Source organism: Pandoraea sp. NPDC090278 (genome assembly GCF_044772185.1).
Lineage (GTDB): Bacteria > Pseudomonadota > Gammaproteobacteria > Burkholderiales > Burkholderiaceae > Pandoraea.
In genome coordinates this window covers 61,165-75,517 of sequence record NZ_JBIVYJ010000008.1, presented here as the reverse complement: position 1 = coordinate 75,517, position 14,353 = coordinate 61,165, and the positions used below count along the sequence as shown (strand labels likewise).

15 protein-coding genes are annotated in these 14,353 nt (G+C 60.4%); 2 read left to right on the top strand and 13 right to left on the bottom strand.

The annotated features are described in order from the left end of the window. Positions 1-187: 187 nt before the first annotated feature. From ccsB to ACIQWO_RS24585, 3 genes are all read right to left on the bottom strand, one after another. Positions 188-1,372: a c-type cytochrome biogenesis protein CcsB gene (gene ccsB / locus ACIQWO_RS24595; protein ID WP_257958799.1), complete on the bottom strand. Its 1,185-nt coding sequence runs from the start codon at positions 1,370-1,372 to the stop codon at positions 188-190. An 11-nt stretch (positions 1,373-1,383) separates the two neighbouring features. Continuing rightward, positions 1,384-3,519 carry a cytochrome c biogenesis protein ResB gene (locus ACIQWO_RS24590; protein WP_402829800.1) on the bottom strand — a complete coding sequence of 712 codons (2,136 nt, stop codon included), beginning with the start codon at positions 3,517-3,519 and terminating at the stop codon, positions 1,384-1,386. Positions 3,520-3,694: 175 nt separating this feature from the next. Continuing rightward, positions 3,695-4,351 (bottom strand): cytochrome c, encoded by a 657-nt coding sequence (locus tag ACIQWO_RS24585; protein ID WP_150666277.1) that lies wholly within the window; start codon positions 4,349-4,351, stop codon positions 3,695-3,697. Between the two features lie 298 nt (positions 4,352-4,649). Between ACIQWO_RS24585 and yihA the strand changes: the two genes are divergently transcribed. Both yihA and hemB read left to right on the top strand, forming a co-directional pair. After that, positions 4,650-5,318, top strand: a complete 669-nt coding sequence (gene yihA / locus ACIQWO_RS24580) for a ribosome biogenesis GTP-binding protein YihA/YsxC (protein WP_402829795.1) — start codon at positions 4,650-4,652, stop codon at positions 5,316-5,318. A 537-nt stretch (positions 5,319-5,855) separates the two neighbouring features. After that, entirely contained in the window at positions 5,856-6,854 is a 999-nt protein-coding gene (hemB, locus tag ACIQWO_RS24575) for a porphobilinogen synthase (RefSeq protein WP_402829792.1), read from the top strand. Positions 6,855-6,902: 48 nt separating this feature from the next. On the opposite strand, the gene dsbD is transcribed toward hemB, so the two are convergent. The 10 genes from dsbD to secY all read right to left on the bottom strand — a co-directional run bounded on the left by dsbD (position 6,903) and on the right by secY (position 14,343). Continuing rightward, positions 6,903-8,798 carry a protein-disulfide reductase DsbD gene (dsbD, locus tag ACIQWO_RS24570; protein WP_402830162.1) on the bottom strand — a complete coding sequence of 632 codons (1,896 nt, stop codon included), beginning with the start codon at positions 8,796-8,798 and terminating at the stop codon, positions 6,903-6,905. A gap of 85 nt (positions 8,799-8,883) precedes the next feature. Continuing rightward, complete coding sequence (gene cutA, locus ACIQWO_RS24565; RefSeq protein ID WP_402829790.1) at positions 8,884-9,216, bottom strand: divalent-cation tolerance protein CutA; 333 nt, start codon at positions 9,214-9,216, stop codon at positions 8,884-8,886. 194 nt (positions 9,217-9,410) lie between these two features. Next, positions 9,411-9,803 carry a 50S ribosomal protein L17 gene (gene rplQ, locus ACIQWO_RS24560; protein WP_402829787.1) on the bottom strand — a complete coding sequence of 131 codons (393 nt, stop codon included), beginning with the start codon at positions 9,801-9,803 and terminating at the stop codon, positions 9,411-9,413. Between the two features lie 152 nt (positions 9,804-9,955). Further along, positions 9,956-10,933 carry a DNA-directed RNA polymerase subunit alpha gene (locus ACIQWO_RS24555; protein ID WP_039393697.1) on the bottom strand — a complete coding sequence of 326 codons (978 nt, stop codon included), beginning with the start codon at positions 10,931-10,933 and terminating at the stop codon, positions 9,956-9,958. A gap of 106 nt (positions 10,934-11,039) precedes the next feature. After that, positions 11,040-11,663: a 30S ribosomal protein S4 gene (gene rpsD / locus ACIQWO_RS24550; protein ID WP_402829782.1), complete on the bottom strand. Its 624-nt coding sequence runs from the start codon at positions 11,661-11,663 to the stop codon at positions 11,040-11,042. A 152-nt stretch (positions 11,664-11,815) separates the two neighbouring features. After that, positions 11,816-12,220 (bottom strand): 30S ribosomal protein S11, encoded by a 405-nt coding sequence (rpsK, locus tag ACIQWO_RS24545; RefSeq protein WP_010804113.1) that lies wholly within the window; start codon positions 12,218-12,220, stop codon positions 11,816-11,818. A gap of 17 nt (positions 12,221-12,237) precedes the next feature. After that, positions 12,238-12,603, bottom strand: coding sequence for a 30S ribosomal protein S13 (gene rpsM / locus ACIQWO_RS24540; protein ID WP_039393701.1), 366 nt, complete (start codon positions 12,601-12,603; stop codon positions 12,238-12,240). Positions 12,604-12,638: 35 nt separating this feature from the next. After that, a complete protein-coding gene (gene rpmJ / locus ACIQWO_RS24535; RefSeq protein WP_010804115.1) occupies positions 12,639-12,755 on the bottom strand; it encodes a 50S ribosomal protein L36 in 117 nt (38 codons plus the stop codon). Positions 12,756-12,774: 19 nt separating this feature from the next. Further along, entirely contained in the window at positions 12,775-12,993 is a 219-nt protein-coding gene (gene infA, locus ACIQWO_RS24530) for a translation initiation factor IF-1 (protein WP_007869286.1), read from the bottom strand. Between the two features lie 12 nt (positions 12,994-13,005). Continuing rightward, positions 13,006-14,343: a preprotein translocase subunit SecY gene (secY, locus tag ACIQWO_RS24525; protein WP_010804117.1), complete on the bottom strand. Its 1,338-nt coding sequence runs from the start codon at positions 14,341-14,343 to the stop codon at positions 13,006-13,008. Positions 14,344-14,353 lie beyond the last annotated feature (10 nt).

Genomic DNA, 14,353 nt, shown 5'->3' with positions numbered 1-14,353 from the left:
GGTCTACGCGCCGCCCAATTGTCACCTATAGGCGATGTGACCGACATCCAAAGAATGCCGTTCCCGGCGCTGCGTTGTGAAAAATCACATATGAGGATGAAAAAAGCCGCCTGCACGTGAGTGAGGCGGCTTTTCAAACGCGATGGCCCTTCAGGCGCCCCCCCAAAGTGAAGGGGGCGTTGCGGCATCAGAGCTGTCCGTAACTATGCAGTCCGGAGAGGAACATGTTCACGCCAAGGAAGGCGAACGTCGTGATCAGCAGGCCGGTCAGCGACCACCATGCCGCCACCACGCCACGCAAGCCCTTCATCAGGCGCATGTGCAACCAGGCCGCGTAGTTCAACCAGACGATCAGCGCCCAGGTCTCCTTCGGATCCCAGCTCCAGTAACCGCCCCAGGCATCCGCCGCCCACAGCGCCCCGAGAATCGTGGCGATCGTGAAGAACGCGAAACCGACCGCAATCGCCTTGTACATCACGTCGTCGAGCAATTCGAGCGACGGCAGGCGCGAGGAGAAGAATCCGCTGTCGAGCGGCTTGCCATTGGCCGCCAGACGCTTGTTCTCCCCCGACTTGAGCAAGTAGGCCACCGCCACCATCGCAGCGAGGGCGAACGTGCCGTAGCCGATGAAGTTCGCGGGCACATGAATCTTCATCCACCAGCTTTGCAGCGCAGGCACCAGCGGTTGAATTTCGTAGGCGCTGCGCGCCACGCTGTACCAGAGGTTGAAACCGACCGCCGCACTGATCACGAGCAGCACGAACGGGCCGAGCGAGCGCGTCTCGTAGCGCTGCTCGTAGTACAGATAGAACAGCGATGTAATCAGGCAGAACAGGACGAAGACTTCGTACAGATTCGAGATCGGAATATGGCCGACGTCTGCACCCACCAGATAGGACTCATACCAGCGCACCATCATGCCGGTGAAGCCGAGCAGCACGGCCGCCCAGCACAGCGACGAACCGACGCTCGCACCGAACGGCGAGCGGGCAAGGAGGCCGCCCCAGTAGAAGAGTGTCGACAGGAAGAACAGCGCGCTCATCCACAAAATGGCGGACTGGCTCGACAGGAAGTACTTGAGGAAGAACGCCTGATCGGCGCGCGCCAGATCGTGGTGATACATCCCGATGCCCGAGAGCGCGAGAATCGCGATCCCCGCCATCAGCCAGCGCACCGAGCGCCAGTGCCAGCCGAGCAGCGCAAACGTCGGGACGGAGAGCACCAGAATCGTGTGCTCGTAATAGTCCATGAAGTGGCCGTAGCGGTTGAGCGCGAAGCCCGCGCCAAGCGCCAGCGCCAGCGCGAACAACCAGTCGCCGATGCTGCGACGGCGCAGCCACGAGACCTCTGAATAGCCTTGGGATAACTCCATCTGTCTCACCTTCATCGTTTTGTGACGATCTCGTTCATCTCCGCCTTCGTGCGGGCGAATTCCTTTTCGAAATCCAGGGTGCGACGCGTCGTCGACACTGCCATCAATACCGAACTGCCACCTTCCGGCGTGTCCTTGACCCACAGCCACAGACGCCGCTCACGCACGTAGAACATCGAGAAGATGCCCAGTACGAGCAGCAAGCTGCCAAGATACACGATCTTCTTGCCCGGCGAGCGCGTGAGCTGGAAGACGCTCGCCTGGATCTGCTCGAACGAATCGAGTTGCAGGAACACCGGAGCGTCATACAGGAAATTGTCGGACAGCGCGTTAGTGGCCGTGTGCACGAAGCGCTCGGTCTCCGGCGACGGTACCGCCGCCGGCTGCCCCGCCTGCTCGCGTGCGACCTGCCACAGTTGCCAGATCGTGCCGTCCAGAATCCGACGGAACATGTCGGCTGCACTCGACTGCTGTTCCTGCGGCACCTTCTCGTTCACGAACTCGGCAATCGCCTGCAAACCGCCCGTCGCGTGGCCGTTCTTGCTCGCGGGCATCGCACCGGCGAAAAGGTCCAGTTCGCGCTTGGCGCTTTCCTGCAGTTGCCCGCGCAATTCGGCGGACGTCTGCGACGGCAGCGATTGCATCGCAAAGCGACGAGCCGCTTCGGTCCGCGCGCCGTCGTCCTGAAGCGCCGCACGCAGCAACATCCATTGCTTGACGGAGCCATCGGCATCCGCCGGAATGCGCAGGTACTGGAACGGACCGTCGGGCGTATCGCGTACGCCCGTCATGAATACACGCTCGCCGTCTTCCACCAGAATCGGCAGCATGTAGTTGCGGTACTCCTTGGCCTGACCGCTGCGGTCGCGCACCTTGTATTGCACAGACGGACCGACGTTGCGCAGATCCTTGCCCACGTCGGTTCGCGCACCGGAACCCAGTTGCGCCCCCAGTTCGTCGCGCAACGATTTACGGGCAACGCCGCGCACGTCGCGCTCGCCGCCGCCGTTGCTGATGTTCTCGACGTTGATAGCGCGGAAGTCGCTGAACTCGACGGTGTAGGCGTCCTTACCCGCCGCGCCGCCGCGCAGTTGGGTCGACCCGCCGATGTCGCCGGAGAATGCGAACGGGCGATCGGTGGCACCGCGCATCGGGTAGCCGGTCAGCTTCAATTTGCTGCCGCCGTCCTCGAAGCTCGACTGATAGATCGCCACGCCCTTGAAGATGAACGGTTCGTTAACCTTGACCGTCGCATCCATCGACTTACCGGTTTCGGGGTCCGTCACCACGATGTCACTGGCGAACAGCTTCGGCATGCCCGTCGAGTAATAGTCGACGTGGAATTTCTTCAGCTCGATGGAGAACGGCAGATCCTGCACGACCGAGCCATCCTGAAAATTCAGAATCGCCGTGGTGGACTTACCGCCTTCCGGTACGAATGCGTAGCCGCGAAACGCGGGGTTGTTCGCCGACAAACGATGGTTCTCGGGAATCTGTGCGATGACGGCATTGCCTTGCAGCGGCGACTTGCCGAACAGCGCCATCTGGACGCGGATCAGCAAGTCGCTGTCGACCAGACCGCCCAGACAGATGATCACGATGGCGCTGTGCGCGAAGATGTAGCCGATCTTGTTGATGGCCCCGGCCTTGGCGGCCACCAGCGTCGCCCCTTCACGCTCGCGCACGACAAAGCGGTAGCCGCGATGCCCGAGATAGCCCGTCACACGCTTGAGCAGATCCGGGCGAGAGAGGGGCCCGACATACTCGGCCTTGTGACCGAACGCGCGCAAACTCCCTTCGCGCACGTGATCGCGCCAGCTGCGGATATCCGCGATCATCTTCGGCGCATTGCGCACGATGCACAGCGTCGTGGACGCCATCAGGAAGAAGAGGATCAGCAGGAACCACCACGAGCTGTACACCGTGTACAGGCCGAGCGAGCGGAAAACGTCGGCCCAGAACGGGCCGAACTGATTGACGTAATTGGGGTAAGGGTCGCCCTGCTTGAGCACGGTGCCGACGATGCTGGCAATCGCGAGCACGGTCAGCAGACTGATGGCGAAACGCATCGAACTGACAAGCTCGACGCCATCGCGCACCCAACGCTGCGCTCCCTTGATCTGCATTCCGGAGGTACTGATGCTCATTCTGTTTCCGACAACAAAAAAGGGCGGGGACGCGTATCTCACGCGCCCGCCACCCTGTGTATGCTAAACCAGTTACCCCCGGTCGCTCTGCGGCACCGTGGTGGGTTTCGTTATAAGTCAGCGAATATACCCTGACGTTCACATGATGTCAGGGCAGGGCTCCCGATCATCACGCTTAGCGCAGACCGGCCACGTAATCGGAGACGGCCTTGATTTCCTTATCCGAAAGACGTCCGCCAATCGTATGCATCGGCGCGTTGTTGCCGCGCGTCTCGTTACGGAAGGCGATGAGTTGTGCCTCGGTGTATTCCGCCCATTGCCCGGACAGGCGCGGGTATTGCGACGGCATGCCAGCACCGGTCGGGCCGTGGCATGACGCACACGCCGGCACGCCCTTCTCCGCGATGCCGCCACGGTAGATCTTCTCGCCGAGCGGCACGGTGTCCTTGTTGCGGGCGACGCCCGGCTTTTCGGTCTGCGAGGCGAAGTAAGCGGACACGTTACGCATGTCCTGCTCGTTCAATGCCGCGACCATACCGGCCATGATGGGGTTGTTACGTGCAGGGGTCTTGCCGGGCTGCGCCTTGAAGTCGACGAGCTGCTTGTAGAGATATTCGGCATGCTGACCGGCCAGCTTCGGATACGCGCCGCCAGGGCTATTGCCGTCTGCCGCGTGGCAGGCCGCACATACTTGCGTGGCGATGGCCTGTCCCCGGGCCAAGTCCGGCTTTGCGGGCGTCTGGGGCTCGGCGGCTTGTGCTGCACCGCTCAGAAGAATGCATGCCAGCGCCAACGGTGTTGCAGCGAGAGACTTCCACACTCCTCGGTTCATTCGCACACCTTATATCTGTTTTGTCGGGAAATCGGTCGTTCGAACTCACCGTCCGACGCCGCGTTTCTCCTCCAACCTCACGGCGCGCGAGACGTTCGGGCAAGCCTTGGCAAGGCCAAGGTTAACTTTCATATTGTACAATAAAGACTTTCCCCGGCTTTAGGGGATTTCCATGTAGAAGGCCGCAGAACGGGGCTTCCCGGCCTGTCGCCGGTGAGTGTTCAACCCCACCGTCTTGCGTGCCTGCGCCCGCGTTGCGGCCCGATTCCAGTGGCTGCGGCGCTCCCCGGTTTCCGTCATGTCCCTACTTCATCAAGCCCGCTTCTTTACGACCGTCAATCATCTGCGCGATCTGCCGCCTACGGCCGTGCCCGAGGTCGCCTTCGCGGGTCGCTCGAACGCGGGCAAATCCAGCGCGCTCAACATCCTGTGCAATCAGAAGCGGCTGGCCTTCTCGAGCAAGACGCCGGGCCGCACGCAGCACATCAACTATTTCGAGATCGCCCACCTCGAACACCTTTACGGCTACCTCGTCGATTTGCCGGGGTACGGCTATGCCGAGGTCGGCGGTGGTGTGAAGGTGCACTGGCAACAGCTTCTCGGCGACTACCTCGTCCAGCGTCCGCAATTGCGCGGCCTCGTGCTGGTGATGGACTCGCGCCGCCCGTTCACGGACCTCGATTGCGAGCTGATCGACTGGTTCATGCCCACCGGACGTCCGATCCATGCCCTGCTGACGAAAGCCGACAAGCTGACGCGTCAGGAAGCCACGAACGTGTTGCGGGAGACGCAGAAACGCCTGTCCGCACTGCCGCGTACCGATGGACTGCCGTCCGACGATCCGACGATTGCACCGCAATTCACGGCGCAACTGTTCTCGTCGCTCAAGCGCACCGGCGTCGATGCCGCGCAGCGCATTCTCGAAGACTGGCTTGCCATTCCGGCGCGCGAGAAGGCCAAGAAATAAACGCCTGTTGGCAACCCGTTCGCTGGATCAGCTTCCAAAGGTAGACGTTCGGCACCCCGGCCGTGCGCGACAAATCGTCGCGGCGATGGCCGGTGGGTGACCGACGTTTCGGGATCGTCTCGGGGGAATCGAGCGGGCCGACGCTGCGAGTCGTCGTATCGGCCGAACGGATGATGTCTGCGTGAACTCACCGGAAAGCGAGACGATCCGGGCGGTTGCCGTGCTGTTATGACACGATTCGAGCGCACATAAAAAAACCGCCGTGTAGGCACGGCGGGTTTAAATAAGCCTTATCGTAGAACGACAGGCGCCCGCTCAGGGAGGAGAAGCGGGGGACGTCACACGCAGTGCGAACATCCGGTTGGTATGATATACCATGCGTTCGAAAGTTTCCCGGCAAGCGCCCTTTTTTGCGCGCCTTCCCTCTTACGGAATCGTTGAGCCAGTCGCAACGACAGCACCGTTTTCGGGACACGTCAAAACGTCCGATTCACGGGAATTTCCGACGCGCCATTCTTCGTCCAAAGGACCGATCGCATGAGTTCCTACCCCCTGCTTCGTCCGCGCCGCATGCGACGCGATGACTTCTCGCGCCGTCTGATGCGCGAAAACCGCCTGACTTGCGACGACCTTATCTACCCGGTGTTCGTGCTCGAAGGTGAGAACCGCCGCGAGGCTGTCGATTCGATGCCCGGCGTCGAACGTGTTTCCGTCGACGAATTGATGCGTGTGGCCGACACATGCGTCACGCTCGGCGTCCCAGTCATAGCGCTGTTCCCGAACATCGAAGCTTCGCTCAAGACGCCGGACGGCATCGAGGCGACTAACCCCGACGGCCTCATCCCCCGTGCAGTGCGCGAGCTCAAGCGCAACTTCCCCGATCTCGGCGTTCTGACCGACGTCGCGCTCGATCCGTACACCAGCCACGGACAGGACGGTGTGCTGGACGAGAACGGCTACGTCATCAATGACGTGACGACGGACCTGCTCGTGAAGCAAGCGCTCACGCAAGCGGAAGCGGGCGTGGATATCGTTGCGCCTTCGGACATGATGGACGGACGCATTGGTGCCGTGCGCGAAGCCCTGGAGGCCGGTGGCTATATTCATACGCGGATCATGGCGTACGCGGCAAAGTACGCATCGGCGTTCTATGGTCCGTTCCGGGACGCTGTCGGCTCGGCCGCGAACCTCGGCAAGAGCAACAAGATGACCTACCAGATGGACCCGGCCAACTCGGACGAAGCGATCCGTGAAGTGGCGCTCGACATCGAGGAAGGTGCCGACATGGTGATGGTCAAGCCCGGCATGCCGTACCTCGACATCGTGCGGCGCGTGAAGGACGAGTTCCGTTTCCCCACGTACGCCTATCAGGTCAGTGGCGAGTACGCGATGCTCAAGGCCGCCGCACAGAACGGCTGGCTCGATCACGACAAGGTGATGATGGAATCGTTGCTGGCGTTCAAGCGAGCCGGTGCGGACGGCATTTTGACTTACTTCGCACTCGACGCCGCACGCTTGCTTCGTGCACAGGCGTAAGGTGTTTCGCTAGGCGCCAGTCGCTTCGGATCGATTCGGGTCGGTGCCTCAGGCAGCCGGCCCGAATGCTTTTTCGAGGCTTCGCAGGAACAGATCGGCTGACTGCGCGCCGATCACGCGCGTTCCGGTGACTTCCTTGCCACTGCCATCGAAGAAGATGATGCCCGGCGGCCCGAACAAACCGAAGCGCTTGAGTAGCGCCTGATCGTCTGCATTGTTGGCCGTGACGTCAGCCTGTACGAGCACTACCCGATCGAGGCGGGCTTTCACTCGCGGATCTGTAAAAACGAAACGCTCCATCTCCTTGCAGCTAATGCACCAGTCCGCATAGAAGTCGAACATCACCGGACGCCCGGCGCTCGCCACCACCTGATCCAGCTCCGCCACACTACGAACGCGCTGGAATTTCACGCCTTCGACAGTGGGTGCGCCAGCATTGGCACTCCCCGACGCCACGATCGACAAACCAGCCAGCGGCGCTAACGGATCGCGCGCTCCGGCGGCTGCACCGACGAGCGCAACGGCACCCAGCAACGCCACGGCAACGCCGAGACCTTTCAAAAGACGTCGCGCGCCGCTAACCCCATCGGGCAAGTTGTCGAACACGCGCATGAACGTGGCCGCGACCAGCAAGAGGACGCCCGCGCCGAGAAGCAGCACCGGCGTCGACAGCAGGGGGCGAACGATCCACAGCGCAACGCCGAGCAGCAGGAAACCGAAGAACCGCTTCACGCCGTCCATCCATGCGCCCGCGCGCGGCAACAACGTCCCTCCACCACCAGCAAGGATCACAAGCGGCAGTCCCATCCCCAGCGACAGCGCAAAGAGCGTCGCGCCACCGAAAACGGCATCCCCGGTTTTGGCGATGAACGCCAACGCCGCTGCCAGGGGCGCCGTCACGCACGGACTGACGATCAGCCCTGACAGCACGCCCATCATTGCCGCACCGACCCACTGTCCCGACTGCTGTTTGCGCGCGGCATTATCGATTCGGTCACGCAGCGCGGCAGGCAGTTGGATCTCGTACATCCCAAACATCGAAAGGGACAGAACCACCATCAGCAACGCGAACAAGGCAAGCACCCAAGGGGCCTGCAAGAAGGCAATCAGGCCCTGCCCGAGCAATCCGGCTGCCACACCAATGACGGTGTTCACGATGGCCATACCGAGGACGTACGCGATGGCCAGACGCACCGCCTTCCCACGACTGGCTTCCTGACCTGCGACGATCGACAGAAGAATCGGCACCATTGGCAAAACGCACGGGGTGAAAGCGAGCCCGAGGCCTAGCACGAAGAAAATCCCCAGCGCCAACGCAAAGCTACCACCCGAGAGAATCCGCTCCGCTTCGTTGTAGTCGTCTCGCGCGGACAACCATCCGCCTGCAGAGCCACCCGCGGGAGCGACCACGGCGGGGGACACGAGCGAAGCGCTTCCAGCCCCTTGCGCACCACCGCCCAGCAGTGCCTGCGTCGCTGGGCCGACGGCAGAACCGGCGCTCGAAGTACCGCCGCCCGCATTGCCAATCGCCGCAGCGGAAATCTTCAGCGGCTTGTCCATCGGCGGATAGCACAGGCCCTTGTCTGCGCATCCCTGCATCGTGACGTTCAGCGTAAACGGTCCGTTCGCCTGATCGACCGGAATCCGAACATCAATCGGCTCGTGATACACCTCCATGTCCTTGCCGAAGGTGTCGTCGTGCTTGACCTCGCCTTTCGGGAACACCGGCGCACCGAGTTTGACGGCGGGGTTATCCGCAGCGAAGGCGAACCGCTCACGATAGAGGTAATACCCCTTCGCTACGTCGAAACGCAGCACCACGACTCTGGGCTGCTCCGATTTCGACACCTTGAAGGCGACGTCAGGATCGAGGAAGTCGTCGGCTGCATGGGCACGGCCTACCCCCAACGTCAGCATGATCGCCAGCACAGTCAGTGCAAGCATCCAGAGTCGCTGAACACGATGCGACACGGTCGCTCTCCCGGTGCCGCTAGAAACCGTCAATTCCGGCTCGGCCAACGTCTTCACATCAAACATGCAGTTCCCCCCGCGTTTCATTCTCGACCCATCGCGCGTAAGCAGGCAGTGCAGCCGTGGCAGGCCACGCCACAATCTCCGGGACGTCGTATGGATGGTGTTCTTTGATGTACTGCTCCAGCGCGCCATAACGCGCGGCAGTCGTCTTGATCATGAGCGGCACTTCCACGCTCGTTTCACGCTTGCCTTGCCAGCGATAACTCGACCGCACCGGCGCCATTTGCTGCACGCAGGCCGCCAGACGTCCGGCAAGCATGCCGTCGATGGCCGCTTCTGCGCTGGCCTCGTCGGGAAAGGTCGTCATGACGATGAGAAGGGCGTCCATGGTGTGCTGTAGACCGTTCAGGCGTGAGAGTTGTTCACTGTACACCGACACAGGCAAAGATGTACGCGCGGCCAACGATTTCCGGACTGGCTCCGATGCCTGCTCGGACGATGCCCAGAAACAAAAAAAGCCAGGTCAATGACCTGGCTTCTTTCTACGGCTGACGGCCTTCAAAAGACCGTTGCGCGAATCGCTTACTCAGCGACTTCCGGTGCTTCCGTGTCGACTTCCGGACGATCCAGCAGTTCGACGAAAGCCATCGGAGCGTTGTCACCCACGCGGAAACCCATCTTCAGGATACGCAGGTAGCCGCCCGGACGGTTGGCAAAACGCGGGCCGAGTTCGTTGAACAGCTTCGTGACCATTTCACGATCGCGCAGGCGGTTGAACGCCAGGCGACGGTTAGCGAGGGAGTCCTTCTTGCCCAGCGTGATGAGGGGCTCGACGACCTTACGCAGTTCCTTAGCCTTCGGCAGCGTGGTCTTGATGGCTTCGTGCTGGAGCAGCGAATTCGACATGTTACGCAGCATGGCCAGACGGTGGCTGCTGGTACGGTTCAGTTTACGCAAACCATGACGGTGACGCATTTTAACTTTCCTTTAAACAGAGTTTTCGACCAAGCTCTTCTATCGGTGACAACCACCGCGGGCCGGTACCTTCGCAATCGGCCGTATCGGACATCCCGACGTGCCGCACTTACGTAGCAACACGGCCGCCCGAAGGCGGCCATGTCGTTACATTACTTCTCGAGACCAGCCGGCGGCCAGTTTTCGAGCTTCATGCCGAGCGTGAGACCACGCGAGGCAAGCACTTCCTTGATCTCGTTGAGCGACTTGCGACCCAGATTCGGGGTCTTGAGCAATTCGTTCTCGGTACGCTGGATCAGGTCGCCGATGTAGTAGATGTTTTCGGCCTTCAAGCAGTTGGCCGAACGCACCGTCAACTCGAGATCGTCCACCGGACGCAGCAGGATCGGATCGATCTGCGGCGCACGCGACGGCGCTTCGCTGGCAGCTTCCGTGCCTTCCAGCGCAGCGAACACCGACAGCTGGTCGACGAGGATGCGAGCCGATTGACGGATCGCTTCTTCCGGCGACACCACACCGTTGGTTTCGATGTTCATCACGAGCTTGTCCAGGTCCGTACGCTGTTCCACACGGGCCGATTCGACCGCGTAGCTCACACGCTTGACCGGCGAGAACGACGCGTCGAGGACGATGCGGCCGATAACCTTGGCCGATTCGTCGCCATAACGGCGCACGTTACCCGGGACATAACCACGACCCTTTTCGATCTTGATCTGAACGTCGAGCTTGCCGCCCTTCGCCAGATGCGCGATCACGTGATCGGGGTTGATCAGTTCCACATCATGCGGCACTTCGATATCCGAAGCGCGCACCACACCTTCACCATCCTTGCGCAGCGTAACGGTGACTTCGTCACGGTTATGCAGCTTGAACACGACACCCTTCAGGTTCAGCAGGAAGTTGACGACATCTTCCTGGACACCATCGATGGTGGAATACTCATGCACAACGCCGGCGATCGTCACTTCGGTCGGCGCGTAGCCCACCATCGACGACAACAGCACGCGGCGAAGCGCGTTGCCCAAGGTGTGGCCGTAGCCACGTTCGAACGGCTCCATCACGACTTTGGCGTGATGCTCACCGACCGGCTCAACCGCAATAATCTTGGGCTTCAACAAACTGGTTTGCATAGGTTTCCTTTTCAATACCCTCGGCTCGTTACACCGATAAGGCTGATGGGTGACAACCTGCACGGAACGCAAAACGCGCCGTGAGGCGCGTCAAGCATCATACGGATTAACGCGAATACAATTCGACGATCAGGCTTTCGTTGATGTCGCCCGCGATATCGCTACGTTCCGGCAGTGCCTTGAAAGTGCCTTCCATCTTCTTGGCGTCAACCGAAACCCAGATCGGGAAACCGACTTGCTCAGCCAGCGTCAGCGCTTCTTGAATACGCACTTGCTTCTTGGACTTTTCGCGAATGCTGATCACGTCGCCGGCCTTGACCTTGATCGACGGGATGTTCGAAACGACACCGTTCACCACGATGGCCTTGTGGCCAACGAGTTGGCGCGCTTCAGCGCGCGTCGAACCAAAGCCCATGCGGTACACGACGTTGTCCAGGCGCGACTCGAGCAGTTGCAGCAGGTTTTCACCCGTGTTGCCCTTGACGCGGTCGGCTTCCGCGAAATAACGACGGAACTGACGCTCAAGCACGCCGTAAATACGCTTAACCTTCTGCTTTTCGCGCAGCTGGTTGCCGTAGTCCGACGTACGAGCACCCGACGTGCGGCCATGCTGACCCGGCTTGCTATCCAGCTTGCACTTGTCGGCGAGCGAGCGACGTGCGCTCTTCAGGAAGAGGTCAGTACCTTCACGACGGGAGAGTTTGGCCTTCGGGCCGATATAACGTGCCACGGTTGTTCCTTTATCTCAAAATTTGACGCAGCGAACTTTGTCCACTACGCAAGTCCGGTACCAATGTACCGGACGGTGGTCTTAGAAATTACTACGCGCACGGCCGAGACCGTGCGCGAACCCGCGATTATAGCAGGATTTTCTAAAGCGTCTTAGATACGACGACGCTTCGGCGGGCGGCAGCCGTTGTGCGGGACCGGCGTCACGTCCGAGATGGCCGTGATCTTGATACCCAGCGCATTCAGCGCACGAACCGCGGATTCGCGACCCGGGCCCGGGCCCTTGATGCGAACTTCGAGGTTCTTCACGCCGTATTCCAGTGCCACGCGGCCAGCCGACTCAGCAGCAACCTGGGCAGCGAACGGGGTCGATTTACGCGAACCCTTGAAGCCCTGGCCACCCGACGTCGCCCATGCCAGCGCATTGCCCTGACGATCGGTGATCGTGATGATGGTGTTGTTGAACGAAGCGTGGACGTGCACGACGCCTTCGGCAACGCTCTTCTTGACCTTCTTGCGAACGCGCTGCGAAGCGGCGTTGTTCTGTTGCTTAGCCATGAGTTCCTATCCTCTGGTTACTTCTTCAGCGAGACGCCGGCCTTACGCGGGCCCTTACGGGTACGCGCATTGGTACGGGTGCGCTGACCGCGAAGCGGCAAGCCCTTGCGGTGACGCATACCACGATAGCAGCCCAGGTCCATCAGGCGCTTGATGCTCATGGTCGTCTCACGGCGAAGGTCACCCTCAACCGTCAGTTGACCAACTTGATCACGCAGCTTTTCGAGATCAGCGTCGTCGAGGTCCTTGACCTTCTTCGAGTGAGCCACACCGGCTGCGTCGCAAATTTGGCGAGCGCGCGTGCGACCGACACCGTAAATAGCCGTCAGGCCAATGACAGTGTGCTGGTGGTTCGGGATGTTAACCCCTGCGATACGAGCCATTCGTAATTCCCCAACTAAATAGCGTTAAAGGCCGATTAGCCCTGACGTTGCTTGTGGCGCGGATCCGAGCTGCAGATCACGCGCAGCACGCCTTTGCGCTTCACAAACTTGCAATTGCGGCAGATGCACTTAACAGATGCCAAAACTTTCATGACAATTCCCTCTCTCTAATCACTTCGCCCGGAAGACGATCCGCGCACGCGACAGATCGTAGGGCGTCAACTCTACCGTCACCTTATCTCCGGGAAGGATGCGGATGTAATGCATCCGCATCTTGCCGGAAATATGTCCGAGTACTACATGGCCATTTTCCAGCTTTACCCGGAAGGTGGCATTGGGGAGGTTTTCAACGACCTCACCCTGCATTTGAATAACGTCGTCTTTCGACATGATCCTGGATGATCAGCGAAGCGTCATGTTATTGCCGCCCTTGAAATTCGCCTTGCGGAGCAGCGACTCATATTGTTGCGACATCACATACGACTGCACTTGCGCCATGAAGTCCATCGTCACCACCACGATAATCAGCAGTGAGGTTCCACCGAAGTAGAACGGGACATTCCAGCGCAACACCAGGAACTCAGGCAGCAAACACACCAAGGTGACGTAAGCTGCACCGGCCAGTGTCAATCGCGTCAGGATCTTATCGATATAACGCGCGGTCTGGTCGCCCGGGCGGATGCCCGGAACAAACGCGCCGCTCTTCTTCAGGTTCTCGGCGGTCTCCTTGCTGTTAAACACCAGAGCGGTGTAAAAGAAGCAGAAGAACACGATCGCCAGTGCGTAGAGCATCACGTAGATCGGCTGACCCGGCGACAACTTCGCCGCGATATCCTTGAGCCAGCGCGCGTTATCACCTGCGCCGAACCAATTCGCGATCGTTGCCGGGAACAGGATGATCGACGATGCAAAGATCGGCGGAATCACGCCTGCCATATTCAGCTTGAGCGGCAGGTGCGAAGCCTGACCACCGTACACCTTGTTGCCGACCTGACGCTTCGCGTAGTTGACCAGTATCTTGCGTTGACCACGTTCGACGAAAACGACGAAGAACGTCACGAGCACCACCAGGGCACAGATCACGATCGCCGAGAACGGACCGATCGAACCGGTACCGACCAACTCGAACAAGCCACCCACAGCGTTCGGCAAACCTGCCGCAATACCACCGAAGATGATGATCGAAATGCCGTTACCGAGACCGCGTTCGGTGATCTGCTCACCAAGCCACATCAGGAACATCGTGCCGGTCACGAGCGTGATCACCGTCGTCAGGCGGAACAGCATGCCCGGATCGACGACGAGCCCCGGCTCGCTTTCCAACGTCACAGCAATTGCAGCTGCCTGGAAGAGCGCAAGCACCACCGTGAAATACCGGGTGTACTGCGTGATCTTGCGTTGTCCGGCCTGGCCTTCCTTACGCAATGCTTCCAGTTGAGGCGAAACCATCGCCAGCAACTGCATGATGATCGACGCCGAAATGTACGGCATGATCCCCAGCGCGAAGATCGTGAAACGCGACAACGCACCGCCAGAGAACATGTTGAACATGCCCAGGATCCCGCCCGACTGGCGCTGGAACAACTGCGCCAGCTGATCGGGGTCGATGCCCGGCACCGGGATATGCGCACCAATACGGTAGACGATCAACGCCAGCAGCAGGAAAACCAGCCGCCGGCGCAGATCCGCATACTTCGGGCCCTGCGTACCAGGCTTAGCGAGATTAGGAGACTTGGCCAATGATGGCTCC